At 38.7% G+C, this 22,755-nt stretch carries 21 protein-coding genes; 16 read left to right on the top strand and 5 right to left on the bottom strand.

Translation table 11 applies throughout. The annotated features are described in order from the left end of the window. The first annotated feature begins 69 nt into the window (after positions 1 to 69). The 4 genes from sppA (at position 70) to AC0VXV_RS14455 (ending at position 3,366) form a co-directional block, all read left to right on the top strand. On the top strand, positions 70 to 1,080 hold the full coding sequence (sppA, locus tag AC0VXV_RS14470; RefSeq protein ID WP_475528921.1) for a signal peptide peptidase SppA: 1,011 nt from the start codon (positions 70 to 72) through the stop codon (positions 1,078 to 1,080). 14 nt (positions 1,081 to 1,094) lie between these two features. Further along, entirely contained in the window at positions 1,095 to 1,586 is a 492-nt protein-coding gene (locus tag AC0VXV_RS14465) for an RDD family protein (protein ID WP_475528920.1), read from the top strand. Between the two features lie 189 nt (positions 1,587 to 1,775). Continuing rightward, positions 1,776 to 2,282, top strand: coding sequence for a thiol peroxidase (gene tpx, locus AC0VXV_RS14460; protein WP_014823107.1), 507 nt, complete (start codon positions 1,776 to 1,778; stop codon positions 2,280 to 2,282). 142 nt (positions 2,283 to 2,424) lie between these two features. Continuing rightward, a complete protein-coding gene (locus tag AC0VXV_RS14455) occupies positions 2,425 to 3,366 on the top strand; it encodes a class I SAM-dependent methyltransferase (RefSeq protein ID WP_475528919.1) in 942 nt (313 codons plus the stop codon). A gap of 107 nt (positions 3,367 to 3,473) precedes the next feature. On the opposite strand, the gene AC0VXV_RS14450 is transcribed toward AC0VXV_RS14455, so the two are convergent. Beyond that, positions 3,474 to 3,920, bottom strand: coding sequence for a universal stress protein (locus AC0VXV_RS14450; protein ID WP_475528918.1), 447 nt, complete (start codon positions 3,918 to 3,920; stop codon positions 3,474 to 3,476). A gap of 332 nt (positions 3,921 to 4,252) precedes the next feature. Between AC0VXV_RS14450 and ald the strand changes: the two genes are divergently transcribed. After that, the gene (gene ald, locus AC0VXV_RS14445; protein WP_475528916.1) at positions 4,253 to 5,386 is read left to right on the top strand and encodes an alanine dehydrogenase; all 1,134 of its coding nucleotides are present in this window, start codon (positions 4,253 to 4,255) and stop codon (positions 5,384 to 5,386) included. 66 nt (positions 5,387 to 5,452) lie between these two features. Here the strand turns inward: ald and AC0VXV_RS14440 are convergent, their stop codons facing one another. Together AC0VXV_RS14440 and AC0VXV_RS14435 are read right to left on the bottom strand one after the other, a co-directional pair. Continuing rightward, positions 5,453 to 6,088, bottom strand: a complete 636-nt coding sequence (locus AC0VXV_RS14440) for a 5,10-methylene tetrahydromethanopterin reductase (RefSeq protein ID WP_475528914.1) — start codon at positions 6,086 to 6,088, stop codon at positions 5,453 to 5,455. 205 nt (positions 6,089 to 6,293) lie between these two features. Beyond that, positions 6,294 to 7,382, bottom strand: a complete 1,089-nt coding sequence (locus AC0VXV_RS14435) for a M24 family metallopeptidase (RefSeq protein ID WP_475528913.1) — start codon at positions 7,380 to 7,382, stop codon at positions 6,294 to 6,296. A 117-nt stretch (positions 7,383 to 7,499) separates the two neighbouring features. On the opposite strand from AC0VXV_RS14435, the gene AC0VXV_RS14430 reads away from it, so the two are divergent. Next, on the top strand, positions 7,500 to 8,180 hold the full coding sequence (locus tag AC0VXV_RS14430) for a metal-dependent hydrolase (RefSeq protein WP_079528445.1): 681 nt from the start codon (positions 7,500 to 7,502) through the stop codon (positions 8,178 to 8,180). A gap of 218 nt (positions 8,181 to 8,398) precedes the next feature. After that, entirely contained in the window at positions 8,399 to 9,706 is a 1,308-nt protein-coding gene (locus AC0VXV_RS14425) for a DRTGG domain-containing protein (protein ID WP_475528910.1), read from the top strand. A gap of 47 nt (positions 9,707 to 9,753) precedes the next feature. On the opposite strand, the gene AC0VXV_RS14420 is transcribed toward AC0VXV_RS14425, so the two are convergent. Continuing rightward, the gene (locus tag AC0VXV_RS14420; protein WP_475528909.1) at positions 9,754 to 10,065 is read right to left on the bottom strand and encodes a YtpI family protein; all 312 of its coding nucleotides are present in this window, start codon (positions 10,063 to 10,065) and stop codon (positions 9,754 to 9,756) included. A gap of 92 nt (positions 10,066 to 10,157) precedes the next feature. Between AC0VXV_RS14420 and AC0VXV_RS14415 the strand changes: the two genes are divergently transcribed. The 8 genes from AC0VXV_RS14415 (at position 10,158) to AC0VXV_RS14380 (ending at position 20,382) form a co-directional block, all read left to right on the top strand. Further along, positions 10,158 to 11,102 carry a DHH family phosphoesterase gene (locus AC0VXV_RS14415; RefSeq protein WP_475528908.1) on the top strand — a complete coding sequence of 315 codons (945 nt, stop codon included), beginning with the start codon at positions 10,158 to 10,160 and terminating at the stop codon, positions 11,100 to 11,102. Positions 11,103 to 11,121: 19 nt separating this feature from the next. Next, a complete protein-coding gene (gene dnaE, locus AC0VXV_RS14410) occupies positions 11,122 to 14,196 on the top strand; it encodes a DNA polymerase III subunit alpha (protein ID WP_475528907.1) in 3,075 nt (1,024 codons plus the stop codon). 239 nt (positions 14,197 to 14,435) lie between these two features. Beyond that, entirely contained in the window at positions 14,436 to 15,071 is a 636-nt protein-coding gene (locus AC0VXV_RS14405; protein ID WP_475528906.1) for a FadR/GntR family transcriptional regulator, read from the top strand. Between the two features lie 26 nt (positions 15,072 to 15,097). Next, a complete protein-coding gene (gene accD / locus AC0VXV_RS14400; RefSeq protein WP_079528425.1) occupies positions 15,098 to 15,970 on the top strand; it encodes an acetyl-CoA carboxylase, carboxyltransferase subunit beta in 873 nt (290 codons plus the stop codon). Continuing rightward, a complete protein-coding gene (accA, locus tag AC0VXV_RS14395) occupies positions 15,963 to 16,919 on the top strand; it encodes an acetyl-CoA carboxylase carboxyl transferase subunit alpha (RefSeq protein ID WP_475528905.1) in 957 nt (318 codons plus the stop codon). Before accD ends, accA begins: the two co-directional genes overlap by 8 nt. Before the next feature lie 155 nt (positions 16,920 to 17,074). Continuing rightward, positions 17,075 to 18,034 (top strand): 6-phosphofructokinase, encoded by a 960-nt coding sequence (pfkA, locus tag AC0VXV_RS14390; protein WP_413078500.1) that lies wholly within the window; start codon positions 17,075 to 17,077, stop codon positions 18,032 to 18,034. Between the two features lie 28 nt (positions 18,035 to 18,062). Continuing rightward, positions 18,063 to 19,823 (top strand): pyruvate kinase, encoded by a 1,761-nt coding sequence (gene pyk / locus AC0VXV_RS14385; RefSeq protein WP_475528904.1) that lies wholly within the window; start codon positions 18,063 to 18,065, stop codon positions 19,821 to 19,823. A 169-nt stretch (positions 19,824 to 19,992) separates the two neighbouring features. After that, positions 19,993 to 20,382 (top strand): FxsA family protein, encoded by a 390-nt coding sequence (locus AC0VXV_RS14380; protein ID WP_475528903.1) that lies wholly within the window; start codon positions 19,993 to 19,995, stop codon positions 20,380 to 20,382. Here the strand turns inward: AC0VXV_RS14380 and AC0VXV_RS14375 are convergent. After that, the gene (locus AC0VXV_RS14375; protein WP_475528902.1) at positions 20,366 to 21,334 is read right to left on the bottom strand and encodes an AI-2E family transporter; all 969 of its coding nucleotides are present in this window, start codon (positions 21,332 to 21,334) and stop codon (positions 20,366 to 20,368) included. The two genes, AC0VXV_RS14380 and AC0VXV_RS14375, sit on opposite strands and share 17 nt — an antisense overlap. A 262-nt stretch (positions 21,335 to 21,596) precedes the next feature. On the opposite strand from AC0VXV_RS14375, the gene citZ reads away from it, so the two are divergent. After that, complete coding sequence (gene citZ, locus AC0VXV_RS14370) at positions 21,597 to 22,712, top strand: citrate synthase (protein WP_008407756.1); 1,116 nt, start codon at positions 21,597 to 21,599, stop codon at positions 22,710 to 22,712. Positions 22,713 to 22,755 lie beyond the last annotated feature (43 nt).

The following is a 22,755-nucleotide window of genomic DNA, read 5'->3' as shown; positions in this document are numbered from 1 at the left end:
GTCAAAATCACTGTTTTTGATGAAACTTTTTGTAAAATAGTTTCGTACATATATTGAGGAGGCGTGAAAATGAATACAAAACGAGTTGTGGCACTCATTATTGCTGCTGTATTATTATTTTTCTCTATTGGGATCAATACGATTATTTCGATTTTTAAGACCGATTTCTTTACTAGTTTCGATAATTTGATGGGTACGGAGTCGCTCACATACGAAAACGTCGTGGAAACAGGAGATTTAACGAGTCGAATTGCCCATTTAACGGTGGATGGTGTAATCCAGGATGTAGGGGAACCGAGTATTTGGGAAACGGTCGATTACAACCACCAGCTGTTTATGGAGCAATTGGATGCTGTACTGGAAGACGATACAGTTAAAGGTGTTGTATTATCTGTAAACACTCCAGGTGGCGGTGTTATTGAATCAGAAGAAATTTACCAAAAGTTATTGAAAATTAAAGAAGAAAAACAAATTCCGATTTATGTCTCAATGGGATCAATGGCTGCTTCCGGCGGTTATTATATTTCAGCACCGGCAGATAAGATTTTTGCTCAGCGCGAGACAATTACCGGTTCAATCGGTGTTATTATGCAATCGATTAATTATGGGAAATTAGCCGAAAATTTCGGGGTCGAGTTTGAAACAATTAAATCAGGCGAACATAAAGACATGTTTGGCGGTGTACGACCTTCTACAAAAGAGGAGCTTGCGATGCTGCAGGAAATGATAGATGAATCATATGAGCATTTCGTTGATATTATCGAAGCTGGACGTAATATGTCTGAAGCTCAAGTGAAAAAAGTAGCGGATGGCCGTGTATTAGGCGGTAATCAGGCATTGCGTGCTGGGCTAGTTGATGAAATTGGAAATGAAGAAGCGACGATTAATGCATTACGCACGGATTTTGGATTGGAAGATGCAGCGTTGTTTGAATATACAATGGATACATCGAACTGGGGTTCTTTATTAGGTGTAAAACTTGGCTCTATGCTGCGACCATCTGCTGAATCAGAAGTATTGTCCAAAATTATTTCAACGACAAATTCGCCTCGTATGATGTATTTATATGGTGACTACTAATAGGAGGGATTACGATGACTGACATAATCGAAGTAGTGGATGAAGCATCTGTCGTAAAGCCGCCTTCTATTAAACAAAAAACAGCCGGCTTCTGGATGCGTTTCTGGGCATTCCTGTTGGATTCAATTGTCATAAGTGCGATTATCGGCGTCTCGATTAAGCCGGTATTTGCATTGATGAATTGGAGTGGTGCCAGCGATGTTTGGTATGCACCGATGACAATTCTTTCGGGAATTATTTTCTACGCTTATTTTGTGCTCATGACAAAATTTTTCAAGCAAACATTAGGGAAAATGACGTTTGGAATAAAAGTTGAAAAAGACGACGGGGAAGCGCTTGATTGGATAACTGTGCTATTTCGTGAAGGGGTAGGCCGATTTATCAATGGTACATTATTATACTTACCGTATTTAATTGTCGCCTTTTCACCAAACAATAAAAGTATTGCCGATTATTTTGCCGATACGGTCGTTGTTCATGAAAATATTTTTACAAAAGATGTTTAAAAAAGAAAAGAAGGGGAAAGAATTTACTATCGACACCTTCTAAGCAAGAGAAGAGCTGTTTTGTAAGATACATCTTATAAAACAGCTCTTTTCTTTTTGTTTTCTTTATTTAAATGAATATAAGCTCAGTTAGTTGCAATTGCTAAATCTTTTTTAGTAATATTAGGGAATATAAAGGAGGCGTTTAATATGGCACAAGTAACATTTAAAAACAGTCCAGTAACACTAATCGGTAATGAAGTAAAAGTTGGTGATCAAGCACCGGATTTTACAGTAGTTGCAAATGATTTATCAGAAGTAACTTTAAAAGATTCTGAAGGTAAAATTCGTTTATTCTCGGTTGTTCCTTCACTGGAAACGGGTGTTTGTGATAAGCAAACTCGTACATTCAACGAAGCGGCGGCTAACTTAGGTGACAATGTTGTAATCTACACAGTGTCAATGGATTTACCATTTGCTCAAAAACGTTGGTGTGGAGCTGCGGGTATCGATAATGTTGTAACAGTATCAGACCACCGCGATGCATCATTCGGTGAAGCATATGGCGTACATATGAAAGAATTACGCCTTTTAGCACGCTCAATTTTCGTTGTTGATGAAACAGGTAAAGTTGCTTATGTGGAGTATGTTCCAGAAGGTACAGACCACCCGAATTATGATGCTGCAATTGAAGCAGTAAAAGCTCTTGCAAAATAATTTCGTTTTAAACGATTTTATTGTAAAGTAATTACATGTATAATTAACACCCACTCAATAATTATTGAGTGGGTTGTTCATTTAGTGGATATGTCGCAATTCGGCGAGAAATCCAAATGAATGGAATGAGGGAGTTAGTTTAATGGAAAAGTTTGAACAAATTTTCAAATATATTAATGACAACGCAGAAAATGTCGCAGCGCAGCAAGAGCAGGATTATTTGGAAGCGTTACTGCAAACATTGGAAGATACACTGGACGGGAAATTAGAGTGGCAAGTAGAAGGTGCAACGAAGGAAGATATGCGAAAAGCAATCCAAATTGCAATTTTAAAAGGGATGCGTAAAAGTGCGCAGCCGAACCACCAAATGACACCCGATACTCTTGGGCTTATTGTAAGCCATTTTGTAGAGCAATGCTTTGATCAGGAATTAACGGAACGGACGATCTCTATTGTTGATCCTGCACTCGGTACTGGGAATTTACTCTTTACAGTCATGAATGCGTTGGAAGGGAAAGTAGTTGCTTCAGGAGTGGAAGTTGATGATTTATTAATTCGGTTGGCAGCAGCGACAGGTGACCTTATCGAACAACCTGTTACACTTTTCCGTCAAGATGCCTTGGAAAAACTGTTAGTTGATCCGGTTGATGCGGTAGTTTGCGACTTGCCTGTAGGATATTATCCGAATGAAGAAGTGGCACTTGACTATGAATTATGCGCGGCAGAGGGAATGAGCTACGCACACCACTTGTTTATCGAGCAATCTTTAAATTATACAAAAGAAGGCGGCTTTGGATTTTTCCTGATTCCGGCAAATTTATTCGAATCAGATCAGGCGAAACAGCTTCACCAGTATATTAAAGGACATGCATGGATTCAGGCGGTCATCCAATTGCCGGAAAACCTGTTCTCATCTAAATCGCATGAGAAAATTATTTTAATTTTACAAAAGCAAAGTGAGCAGTTAAAAGCACCGCGTGAGGTTTTATTGGCAAAAGTACCGAATATGTCAAACCGTGATGCTTTAGCGATGTTCTTCGAAAAAGTACGCATGTGGAAAGAAAGCAATAACCAGAAACGCTAAAGTCTAGGGGCAGGGGTATTACCTCTGTCGCCACGTTAATTCATGATAAATAATAAATGCCATCGACTCAATTTGAGAAGATGGCATTTTGTATTTTTTTATTTAAATCACTCTGGTGTACGGATTACTAATACGTCACATGTAGCTGAACGTACGATTGCTTCTGATACAGAACCGATCAGGAATCGTTCAACAGCATTTAAACCAGTTGCACCACAAATAATTAAATCTGCTTCTACAACATTTGAAAGTTCTTTTGTAATAATATTTTTAGGAGAGCCATATTCAATAATCAGGTTAACGTTTTCAACGCCTTCTGCTTCAGCTTGCTGTTTGTAGCCGTTTAACAATTCCTCAGAATGTTGTTGAGCGCGCTCAGCAATTGAACGGTCATAAGCTTCTATAGCTGCGAAAGAACGTGTATCGATAACGTTTACTAGGTTGATTGTTGCACCTTCATTGCGTTTTGCAACATTGATTGATTTACGGAATGCATATTCTGCTTCTTTCGAGCCGTCTACTGCTACTACAATGCTTTTATAATGGTTTGCCATTTTCCATACCTCCTAATTATCTATAATTATATTATACCAAAGAATTTTTCAAAGGACATAATTCCTGCGCTGAAATATAGATAAAATACAATAAATTCCATGAAATAGTCACAAATTTCTCGTGTTGGAAATAATATTTTTTACTATTATAAAATATTTTTCTCAGTTAAATAAGAGCAGTTTTCCTACAGTTGTAAGACATGATTAGCGATTCACTTTTCAGAATAGAATTTACATTCAAAATCCTCTACTAATTTGCTGGTAAAATTGGTAAAATGGATTTGATTTATGTTAAGCATATTTCTAAGTGATTGTTAAAGGGAGGAATTACGTTGAAAATAGGGGTACCGAAAGAAATAAAGAACAATGAAAATCGAGTTGCGATGACACCAGCAGGGGTATTGTCATTAATCGCAAATGGTCATGAAGTATATATTGAAACAGGTGCAGGATTAGGTTCTGCATTTACGGATCAGGACTATATTGAAGCTGGTGCCCATATTGTACAAACAGCAGCTGAAGCATGGTCAGGAGAGATGGTTTTAAAAGTAAAAGAACCTGTGCAAAGTGAATACAAGTATTTCCGTGAAGGATTAATATTATTTACGTATTTACATTTAGCACCGGAACCTGAATTGACTAAAGCTTTACTTGAAAATCGAGTAATCGGTATCGCCTATGAAACAGTGCAATTACCAAACGGTTCTTTACCATTATTAACACCGATGAGTGAAGTTGCAGGTAAAATGGCAACACAAATCGGCGCACATTATTTAGAAAAACTGCCGGGCGGTAAGGGGATCTTGCTTGGTGGAGTATCAGGTGTTCCTCGCAGTAAAGTAACGGTAATTGGCGGTGGTATTGCGGGAACAAATGCTGCTAAAGTAGCAGTCGGCATGGGAGCAGATGTTACGATTATCGATTTGAATCCTGAGCGATTACGTCAGCTTGATGATTTATTCGGACGTGATGTTCAAACGTTAATTTCAAATCCTTATAATATTGCAGATGCTGTTCGTTCTGCTGATTTAGTAGTAGGCTCAGTGCTTATTCCAGGAGCGAAGGCACCAAAATTAGTTACTGAAGAAATGATCCAATCGATGTCACCTGGATCTGTTGTTGTTGATATTGCGATTGACCAAGGCGGCTGTTTCGCAACATCTGAAAAAGTAACAACACATGACAATCCTACATTTGTTAAACATGGGGTTGTGCACTATACTGTGGCAAATATGCCAGGTGCGGTTCCACGTACATCGACAATCGCGTTAACAAACAATACGGTTCCTTATGCCTTACAAATTGCGAATAAAGGCTTTTTACGTGCATGTCTGGACAATCTTGCATTAAAGCGCGGTGTTAATACATTGGACGGTAAAGTTGTATACCGTGCAGTAGCAGACGCGCAAGGGCTTGAATTTGCAGAAGTAGAAGATGTATTAGGTGCACTGACAGGATTAAATTAATAAATATTTTACAGCAAAAATCCGCTACGATTGGCAAAACCAAACGTAGCGGATTTTTTGGTCATTCTATTTAACCGAGATTAATTCAGTTGTAATATTACCTTCAAAATCAGTAATACGGATAATACCGTAATCTTTTGCCAGGTAGATTTTAGAGCCGTTTGGATATTTTAAAACTACTACATTACGGAATGTTCCTGCTTTAGTTTTAACTGTTGCACTTGTGCTTTCAACGTAAACCGGTGTTGTTTCCGTAGTACCGTCATATAAATAATCTGTATCGGTAATTGTTGTCTTTTCTTTCATCGGATAGCTTAATGAGAAGAAAAATATATCTGAATAGGCAACACCTAATGCAAGCTGCTGCTGATCTTCAATATACGTATAGCCGATATAGTCTTCTTCCAACAATTCTACCGAGTTTTCGATCGATTTGTTTTTAGAAGCGGTATATGTTTTTGGGCCGGCATCTTCGAATGATGGTTTATACGTATAACTGCGATTTACTTTTGGCATATAACCTGTATTCGAGACAGGAGCTTTTTCCTTTACCGCTTTATTCGGTGATGCACTTTTTGAAATGACTTCATTATTTACCTTACTTGTTTGACTTGCTTCGGCTTCCGTATTCCATTCAATTTGACTTATTGGCAATAGTGTAAGCACAATTATAAGTAGCGTTGTAAATGACCATCTTTTCATAATGCACCACTTCCTTTCGGTTATTTTCAAGTAATTAATATTCTATTCCTCATTTTTGCTTTTAGAAAACAAGTTAAAAAATGTAAAGAGACTAATGTATTTAATAGCCTATTAATATTAAAAAGCGAGCAATCCTCTGAAAAGGGACTGCTCGCTTAGTTTATGCAAATTTAATAGTTCCTATACAATCAAATGAACTAATATATTATAAAATTACAAGTTCTTTTGTGAATGATGTAAGTACTTCCACACCATCTTTTGTAACGACTACATCGTCTTCGATACGAACGCCTGCAGCATCTGTTTTGTAAATTCCAGGCTCGACTGTAAATACTGTTCCTTCATTCAGAACAAATTCGTTGGCGCCGTTAATCGATGGGAATTCGTGAACAGAAATACCAAGACCGTGACCTAAACGGTGTGTGAAGTATTGGCCGTAGCCTGCATCTGTAATAACATCACGGGCAATTTTATCCAAGTCCATTGCGCGGACGCCTGGTTTAACTGCTTCAATAGCTGATTCGTTTGCGCGGCGAACAGCATTATAAATTTCAATTTGCTCGTCATTTGGCTGGCCGAATGCTACTGTTCGCGTAATATCCGAACAATACCCTTCGTAAATAACACCTAGGTCAAATAAGATGAAGTCACCTTTTTTAATTTTGCGGTTTCCAGGAGTTCCATGAGGAGAAGCCGCTTTTTCTCCAGCTAATACCATCGTATCAAAGCTCATCGCATAGCCTTTTGCCTTAATAGCTGACTCGATTGCATTTAAAATTTCCATTTCTGTTACGCCTTCTGCAATTGCATCACAGCCCACTTGAATTGCGTAGTCCGCTAATTCGGCAGCTTTACGTAATTTTTCAAGTTCCACTTCATCTTTGAAAGTACGAAGCGCGTTAATTTTGTCATCAATACCAGCAAATTTCAATTGCTCATAACGTTCTTGAATCGCTTCTAAACGCTCAACCGTTAAATGAGATTTCTCAATAGCCAATGTATTGAATATAACGTTGCGAGCCGCTACAGTTTTTGCAACAACATCCCAGGCATTTTCAGTATCTTCATGTCCGACAACGTCGAAAGTCCATCCTGCAGCTACTGCATCAGGCATTTCCATTTTCGGGCAAATTAAAAACGGTTCTGCATCCTTAAATACCATAACTCCAAGTAAGCGTTCATGCGGCTCACTTCTAAAACCGGAAAAGTAAAAGACATTGTCAGGTGTTGTAATAAAAGCAGCATCCCAACCATTTTCAATTAAATGATTTTGTAATTGTTTCATTTTCGACATTGTATAAACTCCTTTGTTATTCAATTAAAGAATTCGCGGTTTAAGCATATCAAAAAAAGGAGAATTATGCATAAATATCGAATAATACAGGGAAGGTTATTTTAGGAGGTATATAATATGCAGATTTCATTTCACGGACATTCCGTCGTAAAAATTGTGACAAATGGGACTACGATTTTGATTGACCCTTTCATTAATGGAAATGGACAAACAGATTTAAAGGTTGAAAATGAAAAACCGGATGTTATTTTATTGACGCATGGACATAATGATCATGTTGGAGATACTGTGGAATTAGCAAAAACACATGATGCACTCGTTGTTGCGCCAAATGAGCTTGCAGATTATTTAGGCTGGCAAGGTTGCAAAGTTCACAATATGCATATTGGTGGTGCACGCCAGTTTGAATTCGGAAAAGTGAAATTTACACAGGCTTTCCACGGCTCGTCATACGTAACGGAAAACAATGAAATTATCTATATGGGGATGCCAGCCGGAATTTTATTTACGGCAGAAGGTAAAACAATTTACCATGCTGGTGATACGGCATTATTTGGGGATATGGAGTTAATCGGAAAACGTCATCCAATTGACATTGCCTTTTTACCGATTGGCGACAACTTTACAATGGGGCCAGAAGATGCAGCTTATGCGGTTTCGTTATTGAAGCCGAAAATTGTTGTGCCGGTCCACTACAACACATTCCCGCCAATTGAACAAGATCCGGCTGACTTTGCGAAACTTGTTGAAGGCGCAGAAGTACAAGTATTGCAGCCAGGGGAATTTGTGAAATTCTAATTTACAATTGAACGCACATCTATTTGATATGATTCATTTCTTAAACACAAACTGCCCAACAATTTATTTTGTTGGGCAGTTTGTCTTATTAATTTCTTGAGCTTTTTCTTACATTTATAAGCAATTATACGGGTATATGTATTGAAAATAGTATAATTGCGCCGTTTAAATATGGTACACTAAAGACATAAATGAATGATGAGAAATAGGTGATGTAATTGTCAACGAAACACGAGAAGATTTTACAATACATTGAATCACTACCAGTTGGCGATAAAATTTCGGTTCGTCAAATTGCAAAGGAAATGCAAGTGAGTGAAGGGACAGCTTACCGTGCGATTAAAGAAGCTGAAAATCGACGTCTTGTAAGCTCAATCGAACGTGTAGGTACGATTCGAATTGAAAAGAAAAAGAAGGAAAACATTGAACGCTTAACATTTGCTGAAATTGTAAATATTATTGATGGTCAAGTTTTGGGAGGGAAAACAGGTCTCCATAAAACATTGACGAAATTTGTAATTGGTGCGATGAAGCTTGATGATATGATGCGCTATACAGATGCAGGGAGCCTGCTCATTGTCGGTAACCGTACACAGGCACATGAATACGCATTGAAAACAGGGGCTGCCGTATTAATTACTGGCGGATTTGATACAACTGAATCCAATAAAGAGCTGGCAGACGAATTAGATCTACCAATCATTTCAACAACGTACGATACTTTTACAGTGGCGACGATGATCAACCGTGCCATCTATGACCAGCTGATTAAAAAAGATATATTACTGATTGAAGATGTATATGTCCCGATGGAAGATACGGCTGTATTAAAAAATAATGATACGATCGCTGATTTTCATAGACAGAACCGTCGTACGACACATGGAGCTTTTCCTGTAGTAACAGGTCAAAACAGGCTTGTCGGAATGATTACGAGTAAGGACGTGATCGGTAAAGAAGAGTCAGAGCCGATTGATAAAGTAATGACAAAGAACCCGATTGCTGCTTCAATGAAAACAAGTGTCGCTTCAGCTGGACACCGAATGATCTGGGAAGGAATCGACTTGCTTCCTGTCATTGATGAAGAAGGGTTATTAAAAGGGGTTATCAGTCGTCAGGACGTATTAAAGGCAATTCAATTAGCACAGCGTCAGCCTCAGCATGGCGAGACGATCGATGATTTAGTGAAAAATGAAATGCGTGTCTTGGGTGAAGAGGATATTGAAGTGGAATTTACTGTTACACCGCAGATGACAAACCAGTTTGGAGCGATTTCATATGGTGCTTTTACAATCCTATTATCCGAAGTAGGTGCTTTTGCATTGAAACGTCGTAAACGCGGAGAAGCGGTTGTTGAAAATATGAATATTTATTTTATCAAACCAGTTCAGATGGAAAGTGTATTAACTGTCCGTCCTAGAATTTTGGACATGTCACGTAAATTCGTGAAAATGGATTTTGAAGTATACAGTACGACAAATCTTGTAGGAAAAGCGATGATGACATTCCAGTTATTAGAACGATAAAAAAGGGTCATGCTGAAAGTAAATCGCTTTCAACTGACCCCGTTCTTTTACCTGTTTAATTCGTATTCTTCTTTTATGTATCGGCCTTCATGCTGCATGCGTTTATAGTTATTAATACCTAAACCTGCACCAATGATAAAGAAAACAGCTGCAACGGCAAACCCGAGAATATCCGGGTACAGAATCGTTGCATTCAGACCAAAGAAGATGAGAAATGCGGCAAGCGCAACTCCGGCTTTCGCAGTATACCATTTACGACGAATAGGCAGTGTCGAACGGAACTGCTTCGTTTTGAAATAAAAATAAAATACTAGTGACGCTATAATACAGGCAACAAACAGAAAATTTAAATAGACCATATTGAACCTCCTAATAGCCAAACTACTAAATATTGTAACGATTTTTAGTGGAAAATGATATAGGTATTCATTATGGACGAGGAGGAAATGTATTGAAACGTCAAATTATTGACAAAATTAAAAAATATGAAACAATTGTACTGCATCGCCATGTACGACCGGATCCAGATGCGTACGGCTCACAAATAGGGCTGGCTGAATTAATTCGGGCAAATTATCCGGAGAAAGCGGTATACACGGTCGGTGAGCATGACGACTCATTATCTTTCATGGCATCTCCACAGCAAATTGAAGATGTACAGTTTAAAAATGCACTGGTCATTGTGACAGATACTGCGAATACCGAACGTATTGATGATCAGCGCTATGTAAACGGCGATTTTCTTATTAAAATCGACCACCATCCGAATGATGATGCTTATGGTGATTTATTATGGGTGGATACGGAAGCAAGTTCATGCAGTGAAATGATCTATGAGCTTTATGAAGAAGGCAAAACGTATGCGGATTGGGATATGTCCGATGAAGCGGCACGTCTGTTATTTGCGGGAATTGTCGGCGATACTGGGCGTTTCTTATATCCGAGTGCGAGCCCAAAAACATTTGAAACAGCAGGACAACTTATACAATATAATTTCGACCGAAATGAAGTATTTGATGGTATGTACGAAATGGAACGCAAACTATTAAATCTTCAAGGTTATATATACCAGCATTTCGAAATGGATGAAAATGGTGCGGCTTCAATTAAATTGCCTGCAGCTATTTTACAGCAATTTGATGCTACCCCTTCCGAAACATCCCTATTAGTTAGTTCATTGGGCAATGTAAAGAATATCCGAGCATGGGTGATGTTCATTGAAGACAATGATACGATTCGCGTTCGTATCCGTTCGAAAGGTCCGGTTATCAACGGCCTGGCGAAAAAGTATAAAGGTGGCGGACATCCACTGGCATCTGGTGCTACAGCATATTCTTGGGAAGAGGCAGATCAAGTAATTCAAGATTTGAAAGTCATTTGCAGTGAATATAAATAATATGATGGAGGGATGACGGGTGACTGTATATCCGCAAGTACGGACAAGTGCCGATTTATTGAAAAGTACAATTCGTATCGAAGAGCTCATCCCTTTTTTACATCAGCAAAAGGCAAAAAGCTGTGCAATTGTTAATACGAAATTGTACGGACTTTTGCCTTTTTGGTTTGAAATGAAAAGGGCCGGTATTCATCCGGTAGTAGGCTTGACTATTCAGCTCGAATTGACTGAAGAACAATCATTGCCGCTTGTTTTATATGCAAAAACAAACGAAGGTTATCGTAATTTGTTGAAAATCTCCAGCAGCATTTCCATTCGATCGGAGCAGACGATTCCATTAAGATGGCTTCTCGCATATGGAAAGGGCATTGCTTTTATGATTCCAGTGCTTGAACAGCAGGCTATATGGTTGCAACAGGAAGCGGAGCCACTATTGAAAGAAATTATTAAGACCTATCCGGATGAAGTGTACATCGGGATTTCCCGTTTATCCGACCCAGCAAGTCTGGAAATTTCGGCAGTGCAGCTCGCTGAAAAAAATGATCTCCCAATTGTTGCAACACATGAAAGTCTGTTTTTTAATAACGAGGACTTTTTTGCCTATGAAGTGGCGCAGGCCATCCATACCGGTGTAAAACTAAGTGATGCTGTAGAAACCAATAAACAGGAAAATCATTTACTGACAGCAGAACAATGGCAGCAGAAGTTTCATGACCAGCACCAATGGCTCGTACAAATGGAAAATTTATTACTGAGCTGCCAAATTGAAATAAACACAAATAATGTTTATATGCCGAAGTTTCCAGTAGGCGAAGGAGAGACGGCTGAAAACTTGCTGCAGCAGCAAGTAGTGACTGGTTTACAGCGACGTTTAAATATGCACACATTGCCAACGCAGTATATTGAACGGATGAACTATGAGCTCCATATTATTCAGTCGATGGGCTATTCGGATTATTTCCTGATTGTTGCCGACTTTATGCAGTTTGCACGTGAAGCACAAATATTAACAGGGCCGGGCCGTGGTTCTTCCGCGTCTTCTATTGTCGCATACGCACTCGAGATTACACAGGTGGATCCTTTGCAATACGATTTACTGTTTGAACGTTTTTTAAATCCGGAGCGTATTACACTGCCGGATATCGATATCGACTTTTTAGATACGAGACGGCATGAAGTAATTCAGTATGTTGCAAAAAAATACGGTAAACAATATGTCGCACAAATAATTACGTTCGGTACACTATCTGCCAAGGCGGTTGCCCGTGATGTTGCCCGTATGTTTAATTTCGAAAGTGAAGCATTGGAAATGATTTCCAATCTAATACCGAATAAGCCCGGTATTACACTAAAGGAAGCATATGCAATGTCGGAAAACTTAAGAGCATGGGTTACAGCAGAGCCTATCCGCCAAAAGTGGTTTCAAACATCTCTTCGATTGGAAGGACTTCCAAGGAATGCGTCGACACACGCAGCAGGGGTCGTATTGAGTCCTGTTCCATTAGTTGATGTCGTACCAATTGAAGAAGGACATGACGGGATATTTTTAACACAGTGGCCGATGCAGGAAGTGGAGCAAAACGGATTATTGAAAATTGATTTTTTAGGGCTCCGAAATTTAACAATTTTAGAGCAAATACGGAAGTCGATTCAGTTTACTCATAATACACAAATCAATTTTAATCAAATTCCGCTCAATGATGAGAAGACATTTGAGCTATTACAAAATGGCGACACTAATGGTATTTTCCAGCTAGAATCGGATGGCATGAAAAATGCACTCCGTGAAATTAAACCGACTCACTTTTTAGATATTGTGGCGGTCAATGCATTGTATCGACCGGGCCCGATGGAATTCATCCCGATGTATGCAAGAAGAAAACATAAAAAAGAGCAGGTAATCATGCCGCATCCCCATTTAACACCGATTTTGGAAGAGACATACGGCGTTATTATTTATCAGGAGCAAATAATGCGCATTGCGAATGTGATGGCGGGCTTTTCTTTTGGACAGGCTGATTTGCTTCGACGTGCTGTGAGTAAAAAGAAGCGGGATGTACTAGAACAGCAACGAGCCTCTTTCGTAAAAGGTGCTTTAACAAAAGGCTATACACAACAGGCAGCGGAAGAAGTATATGCATTGATTGTCCGGTTTGCAGATTATGGCTTCCCAAAAAGCCATGCCGTTGCCTATAGTGTTATTTCCTATCAAATGGCGTACTTAAAAGCCAATTATCCGGTCAATTTTTATGCTGCCCTCCTGACAAATGCAACGGGTAATCCAGAAAAGCTTGCCCAAATTATAATGGAGGCAAAAGCAAGGGGAATCGAAATTTTACCGCCGTCAATTAATCGAAGTATGCGACACTTTAAAGTGGAAGGCGGGAAAATACGATTTAGTCTGTCTGCGATTAAAGGTGTACCGCAGCCTTTTATGCAAAAACTGTTAGTTGCGCGCCAAGAAAGACAAAAGCCGTTTGACTCTATATTTGATTTGGCTGTGACGCTGACGACAGCGAATTTCAACAGAAAAATTATCGAACCGCTCATTAAAGCAGGAGCACTTGATGAATTCGGCAAAGATCGTGCAACATTACTCGCCACTATTGAAGGTGCACAAAAACAGGCTGATTTCGTACGACCGGGTGGGGATGACTTGTTTGAAGGGGCATTGCTCGCATTCGGCAAACCGAAATATAGTGAAACATCGCCAATTCCGGAAAAAATCAAACTGCAGTACGAAAAGGATGTGCTCGGTTTTTATTTATCAGATCATCCGATTGTAAAATTACGGAGCCATTTTCCGGAAGTTACGGCAACTGTTCAAACTTTGGCGCATCTTAAAGACAATGCATTCGTAAAAATGATCGGTCAAGTTCGGGAAATGCGCCAGCTCCGCACAAAACGCGGTGAACTGATGGCATTTGTTCAAATGGAAGATGAGTTTGGAACAGTCTCTTTAATATTGTTCCCGAAAGAATACGAGCAAGTTGTCGGGAAAATCCGAGAAGAGGGATTGCTTTATATCGAAGGCTTTTACGAGCATCGATTTAATAAACAACAAATAAAAGTTAAACAGATTAATATAAAATAAACAGTATTAAAGAGCGCCTTTTAATAGCTTTAGAGGTGCTCTTTTTATATGGGTTCATCTAAATTTATCGAAAAAACGTAAATCTAGTTATATATTCGCAAATTTTATTATATATAAAATATATGTTTTATATTTTCTCTTTACAATGTGAAAAACATTTTGTATTCTTACTTTAGTAACTGGTCTGACCACTTTTGTTAATAATAACGAAAAGCGTTAGTCACGGTGAGGTGAAAAATGTGGAAGATAAGCCCGCAAAAAAGATGTTTATTCAAATTGTTAAGCAATTACACGATTTAATTGCAGAACAAAATATTCAGGAAGGGCAAAAGCTTCCTTCAGAAAGAATGTTAAGCGAGCAGCTGCAAGTAGGAAGGTCTTCGGTTCGGGAGGCTTTACGCAGTCTGGAGTTGCTGGGCTTAATCGAAACAAGGCATGGCGGTGGTACATATTTGGCGAGTATGCAGCACCATCAATTTGTTGAAATTGTCGGATCGTTTATTTTACAGGACGAAAAATTGATTGCGGATGTACATGCAACGAGAGAAATGCACGAAAAAGAAGCGATTCGAATTATTTGCCAGTCTGACAATTTGAGGGCACTACCGATTTGGGAGAGCTTTTTTGTAAAGGTAGAGCTTGAGCAGGAGTTAAAAAGAGATGACATACTTCGTGAATGTATGATCGTTTCAGGTAACCGGCTTGCATTAAAAATTTGGCTCCAGCTTCTTTCTTTCAGCAATAATTTATTGGCAAATGAAATTACAGAAGAAGAGAAAATGGAATTAAAAATACTGCTTGCTTCATTGCAAATGGGTTATTTAGATGAAGCAATTGATTCATATGAAAAATGGATGTTCATTATTAAAGAATGATTACGTGAATATAAAGGGGGATTACGATGGCAATTCGTGATTTATTTACAATTAGTCGTAAAAAAAATACTGATAATATTACTAGAAAAGAAGATGAAAAATCCTTTCCGGAAGGCATCGTGACAAAATGTCCTAAATGTAAAACGATTCATGTCACAAAAGAACTCGAAAAAAACTTGAAAGTATGCGCAAAATGTCAGCATCATTTTAGTTTGAATGCCAATGAAAGAATTGCCTGTTTTTTAGATGAGGGTTCATTTGTTTCAATGGACGATCATCTTCAAACTACCAATCCGTTAAACTTCCCTGCATATGTGGAAAAAGTGGAAGCGGATATTAAGAAGACAGGGTTAAACGAAGCTGTATTAACAGGTGTAGGTGCATTAAAAGGGATGCAGGTCGTTGTTGCGGTAATGGATTCGCACTTCCGTATGGGATCGATGGGATCGGTTGTAGGTGAAAAAATTACACGCGCTGTAGAAAAGGCGACAGAGCTGAAAGTGCCATTTATTATCTTCACGGCAAGTGGCGGTGCGCGTATGCAAGAAGGGGTATTGTCATTAATGCAAATGGCAAAAACGAGTGTTGCTTTAAAACGCCATAGCGAGGAAGGCTTACTATATATTTCAATTTTGACACATCCGACTACAGGTGGTGTATCAGCAAGTTTTGCATCGATCGGCGATTATAATATTGCAGAGCCTCAAAGTCTGATTGGATTTGCGGGACGTCGTGTAATAGAACAAACGGTACGTGAAAAGTTACCGGATGATTTCCAGACAGCAGAATTTTTATTAGATCATGGACAGCTTGACGCAATTTTTAACCGGACAGAAATGCGCGATAAAATTGCAACAATTGTTAAGCTGCATGTACAAGGAGGCGTATCGCATGTCTAAATTAATGGCATTTGAAGAACCGGTTGTAAAACTTCGGGAAAAAATTGTAGAGTTAAAAACAATTGCCACAGAAGCAGACGTGGATATGAGCGGAGAAATCGAGAAGCTGGAAACACGCTTGCAGGAACTTGAAAAAAACGTATATGCAAATATGGAGCCTTGGCACCGTGTGCAAGTAGCCCGCCATGCTGACCGTCCAACAACACTTGAATATATTGAACGTATTTTTGAAGATTTTATCGAAGTACATGGGGATCGTACATTTAAAGATGATGCAGCAATTGTCGGCGGGATTGCATCATTCAATGGTCAGCCAATTACAATTATTGGACACCAGCGCGGGAAGACGACAAAAGAAAATATTCGCCGCAATTTTGGTATGCCTCATCCGGAAGGCTACCGCAAGGCGTTACGTTTAATGAAACAGGCAGAAAAATTCAAACGCCCTATTATTTGTTTTATCGATACGAAAGGTGCGTATCCTGGTAAAGCAGCTGAGGAACGAGGTCAAAGTGAAGCAATTGCTCGTAATTTGTTTGAAATGGCAGGCATTCGGGTACCGATTATTAGTATTGTAATTGGTGAAGGTGGAAGTGGCGGTGCGCTTGCACTTGGAGTTGCAAATAAAATTTTGATGCTTGAAAACTCAACGTATTCGGTAATTTCTCCTGAAGGAGCTGCATCAATTTTATGGAAAGATGCAAGCTATGCTAAAGAGGCAGCTGAAGCGATGAAAATAACAGCCCTTGATTTAAAGCAGCTTAAAGTTATCGATGGGATTATACCGGAAGTTGCCGGCGGTGCCCATAAAGATATTGAGCAGCAAGCTATTTTTATGAAAGAATATCTAACAAGCGTTCTAAATGATTTAAACAAAGTGAGCGCAGATCAATTAGTTGAAAATCGTTATATGAAATTTAAAAATATTGGACAGTATATAGAACAATAAGGTTGTTTTATAACAGTAATATACTTTGAAGAATGCGTGTGAGCGCATTCTTCATTTTTTTCAAAAGCTTTACAATTTGTTTTCTAGAATAGTTACATATGAGCGTATTTTCTGTTAATGTGGATAGTAACAGCGTAATAGGAGGAAAAGGTCGTATGAAGAAGATTGCGGTTTTAACGAGTGGTGGAGACGCACCGGGAATGAATGCTGTTATTCGTGCAGTCGTTCGTAAAGCACGTTTTCATAATGTTGATGTTGTCGGAGTATATCATGGTTATGAAGGTCTCTATAATGGGAACTTCGAACTTTTAGATATTGGTTCTGTTGGCGATATTATTCAACGAGGCGGGACGAAACTGTACTCAGCACGTTTCCCTGAATTTAAGCAGGATGATATTCAATATAGGGCAATCGAACGCATGAAAGAAGAGGGAATCGAAGGGTTAGTTGTTATAGGCGGAGATGGTACTTATCGTGGAGCCATGCAATTATCAGATAAAGGATTCCCGTGTGTGGGTATTCCCGGTACAATTGACAATGACGTACCTGGTACAGAATATACGATTGGCTTTGATACGGCACTTAATACAGTAGTTGAATCGATTGATAAAATCCGAGACACGGCAACAAGTCATGAAAATACGTTTGTTATTGAAGTAATGGGCCGCGACGCTGGAGACATTGCTCTTTGGGCAGGTTTGGCCGCTGGTGCGGAATCGATTTTAATACCTGAAGAATCGTATGAGCTGGATGATATTGTAACACGTCTCGAGCGTGGGGCAGCTCGTGGAAAGCGCCACAGTATTATTATTGTCGCTGAAGGTGTAATGAATGGCCATAAACTTGCGCAGCTTTTGGAAGAACGCACAGGAATTAAAATTCGTACATCTGTATTAGGTCATATACAGCGAGGAGGGTCTCCATCTGCTCGGGACCGTGTTTTAGCAGGTAGATTTGGTGCAAGAGCGGTAGAGCTATTGTTGGAAAACAAAGGTGGAAGAGCAGTTGGCGTGAAAAATCACGCTATAATCGATTATGATTTAAGAAAAGCATTTGAAACTAAGCACCAAGCAGACTTAAGTTTGTATACATTATCAAAAGAGCTTTCAATTTAAAGTGCATAAAAACGGAGATGACAAAACTATGAGAAAAACTAAAATTGTTTGTACTATTGGACCAGCTAGTGAATCACCAGAAATGTTAGAAAAGTTAATTGATGCAGGGATGAATGTTGCCCGTTTAAACTTCTCACACGGAAATCATGAAGAACATGCAAACCGTATTGCCGCAATTCGTGATGCAGCAGAACGCATGAAAAAACCGGTAGGAATTTTATTAGACACAAAAGGACCTGAAATCAGAACACACTCAATGGAAAATGGTGAATTACATTTAGTAACAGGACAAGTAATCGATATTTCGATGACAGAGGTTTTAGGAAATGAATCACGTTTCTCCATCACATACGATCAGTTGATTGAAGACGTAGACCAAAACGATATTATCTTATTGGATGACGGTTTAATCGAATTGCGAGTACTTGCGAAAGATACGGAGCAAGGGTTAATCCATACAATCGTTGAAAACGCTGGTATTTTAAAGAATAAAAAAGGTGTTAACGTACCGGGCGTATCTGTGAAATTACCTGGTATTACAGATAAAGATGCGGCAGATATTTTATTCGGTATTGAGCAAGGTATCGATTTCATTGCAGCTTCATTTGTTCGTACTGCAAAGGATGTACTCGAAATTCGTGAGCTACTGGAGCAAAATAACGGCAGCCATATTCAAATTATCCCTAAAATCGAAAACCAGGAAGGCGTTGACAACATCGATGAAATTATCGAAGTTTCAGACGGTTTAATGGTGGCGCGCGGGGACTTAGGTGTAGAGATTCCTGCAGAAGAAGTACCATTAGTACAAAAATCATTAATCAAAAAATGCAATCAAGTCGGCAAGCCTGTTATTACAGCTACACAAATGCTGGACTCAATGCAGCGCAATCCACGTCCTACTCGTGCAGAAGCATCAGACGTTGCAAACGCAATTATGGATGGTACAGATGCAATTATGCTTTCTGGGGAAACAGCAGCAGGTCTGTATCCGGTAGAATCAGTAGCGACAATGAACAAAATTGCGATTCGTACGGAAAATGCTTTAGATTACCGAGCAATTGTATCAACACGAAGCCGTGAAAAAGAAGCAAATATGACAGAAGCTATTTCTCAGGCAGTTGCCTATACTTCGATTAACCTTGGTGTAAAAGCAGTATTAGCTCCGACTGAAAGCGGAAATACTGCAAGAATGATTGCAAAATATCGACCAGGTGTATCAATTATCGCAGTTACAAGTCAGCCAAATGTCGCTCAAAAATTGACATTAGTATGGGGCGTTAAACCAATTTTAACGCAACGTGTTTCAACAACGGATGAAATTTTAGAGTTATCAGTTGATGAAGCTCTAAAACATGAGTTTGTAAGCCATGGTGATGTAGTTGTAATTACTGCTGGTCTTCCGGTTGGTGAAGCAGGTACAACGAACTTAATGAAAGTACATGTAATTGGCGACTTATTGGCACGTGGACAAGGTATCGGTAAACTGTCAGTAGTTGGTAATGCAATTATCGCTAACAATGCAGCAGAAGCATTGGCATATGACACTGAAGGCGCAATTATTGTAACAGTAGGCTCTGACCGTGAAATGATGCCAGCAATCGAAAAATGCGCAGGTATTATTACTGAAGAAGGCGGGTTAACATCCCACGCTGCAGTTGTCGGCCTAAGCTTAGGTATTCCTGTAATTGTCGGTGTAAAAGAAGCAACTACTCTTATCCAACACGGACAGGAAATTACAATGGACGCCGAAACAGGTGTCATTTATAAAGGACACGCGAGCGTTCTTTAAGATGAAAAACGGTAAAATTTAATTTAGTACAGCAAAAATGCTATTTTTCTCTCAGAGGAAAATAGCATTTTTGGGTTATGTCTCTGTCTTTTTGTTTTTTGTTCTAACCTCTTTTTGAAACTTTTTCTTTGCTGTTTCGTATAAAATAGAAGAAGAGGGGGGTTCATAAATGAAAAAGATTTTATTTGGATTACTCGCACTCGTATTTGCAGAAATTGCGGTATTTATCGTAATTGGAAACGCGATCGGTGTTTTCTATACATTGTTATTAATCATTTTCACATCCATTGCAGGACTGTTGATCGCCAAGAAACGCGGTACAAAATCTATACAGGATATTCAAAAGAGCATGCAGCAAGGTCAGCCACCTGCAGTACCGGTCATCGAAACATTTCTGATTTTTGTTGGCGGCATTCTTTTGGCATTACCGGGCTTCATTACGGATATTCTCGGATTATTATTTGTATCAGGAATTACACGAAACCTGTTTAAGCCGGTCATCTTCTACTTTTTACGTAAAAAAATGAAAAGAGGACAAGTCGTTATTTTGCAAAAATAGCATGTTGTTTCACTTTAATGGCAATCATCAATAATATTGGACTGAGGATGATTCCGTAAAAACCGAATAATAATACTGAGGCAGCGCTGATTAGAAATGTGTGGATCATACGTAAATGCAACGTATGTGACCAGAGCATTGATTCAGTTAGCTGCCTTATCATTTGTACAATAAAGTACAGAACCAAAATCGCAATACCCATTATCGGTTCGTTTACAATAAAATAATAAATAGAAACTGGAATCAGGAAAATTCCGATTCCTAAAAAAGGCAGGCAATCTGCAAAGGCAATTAAAAAGGCTTTAATAACAAATGCTTCAAACTTCAAAAAGTAAAACCCTATACACAGCAGGATAAACGTCAGTGTAAACAATTGCATTTCCACTACGATAAAGCGGCCAATGAGCTCCATTCCTTTTTGAAAGTAACGAGCCCATGTAGTGCGATAAGCTTTTGGAATATAAGCGAAAAACCATAATCGGTTTTTATAGCTTTCCATTAACGCGAAGTAGAATGTTACAATAAAAATGAAAAATTCAAAGATCGATTGAAAACTGTTTTTTATAAAATTGATTGTATAGAACAACAAGTCCCTTATTAAACTTTGAAGTTTTTCTACAATAAACGGAAGAAGCGGATGTTTCATATAGGTGCTGTCCAAAGATAAGAGTGTTGACTGCAGCTGAGGAAGAATGGTTATAAAGCTGTGAATGATGAGCATGATAACTGAGACGACAACCGAAAATAGAAATACGGAAAGTATAATGACTACGAGAAAGAATGGCAGTCTAAATTGCTGCTTGAAAAAGAGGAATACTGGAAAAAGTAAGTAAGCGAAAAATAGACCGAAAATAATAGGCGGAATGAAATAAAAAAGGATAAAATAAAGTAAAAGAACGATAAAGTTCCTACTTTTTACTAGCCATTGGTTTGTTTTATTTGTATAATCCATTTATCTCACTCCTAATTATTACCTAGATTAACTCATTACAAATTATAAATTCTCTTTTTTGCATGAATTTTATCACATATGTGATTTTTTCCTAAAATCCTACTAATTCATTCACAAAGCCGTCAAAATTGATTATAATGAAATTTGTAAGCGATTTACTTATAGGTTCAATTGAGCAGAACGATATGAGTGTGCGACTTTTTAATAGAATAAAAAGAAAGCACTTACAAAATTAATTTACTAAGTGAAGGAGCGATTTTTTATGTCAGCAACAAAAGGTTTAGAAGGTATCGTAGCAGCAGAATCGAAAATTTCTTCAATTATCGATGATACACTTACATATGTAGGGTATGGCATCGACGACCTAACTAACAATGCGACTTTTGAAGAAGTAGTATTCTTGTTATGGAACACGCGTTTACCAAACGCTGAAGAATTAGCTAACTTAAAAGAAGAACTAGCTAAAAATATGGAAATTCCAGCGGCAATCACAGATTTATTCAAATCTATGCCTTTAAACACAGTGCACCCAATGGCAGCACTTCGTACAGCGGTATCTATGTTAGGTGCATTTGACGAAGAAGCTGATGTTATGGAAGCTGAAGCAAACTACCGTAAAGCAATCCGTTTACAAGCAAAAATTGGTACAGTAGTAACTACTTTTGCACGTGTACGTCAAGGTAAAGAACCAGTTGCTCCAAAACCAGAATTAGGTTATGCGGCAAACTTCTTATATATGCTGAAAGGTGAAGAACCAGCAGCAATCGAAATTGAAGCATTCGATAAAGCGTTAATTTTACACGCTGACCATGAATTAAACGCTTCTACATTTACTGCACGTGTATGTGTTGCGACATTATCAGATGTATACTCTGGTGTAACTTCTGCAATCGGCGCATTAAAAGGCCCATTACACGGTGGTGCTAACGAGCAAGTTATGAAAATGTTAACTGAAATCGGTTCAATCGATAAAGTTGAATCTTGGGTTCAAAACAAATTAGATAACAAAGAAAAAATCATGGGCTTCGGTCACCGCGTATACCGTAAAGGCGACCCGCGTGCACCTCACTTACGTGTAATGTCTGAAAAGCTTACTAAATTAACAGGCAAACCAGAATTATACGATATGTCAGTGAAAATCCATGACATGATCGTTGAGCAAAAGAAATTACCTGCAAACGTAGACTTCTTCTCAGCATCAGTATATGATTCTTTAGGTATCGAGCATGACTTATTCACACCAATCTTCGCAGTATCTCGTACTTCAGGTTGGGTAGCGCACATTTTAGAGCAGTATGCAAACAACCGTCTAATCCGTCCACGTGCGGAGTATGTTGGTCCAGATATGCAAAAATACGTTCCAATTAACGAGCGCTAATTAAAAAAGTATGTTAAAATATCTGGGACTGTGATTTGACACA

It is taken from the genome of Solibacillus sp. iso_87 (assembly GCF_056173085.1).
Note: the sequence above shows the minus strand (reverse complement) of the source record. Positions and strands in the feature narration are given on the sequence as shown.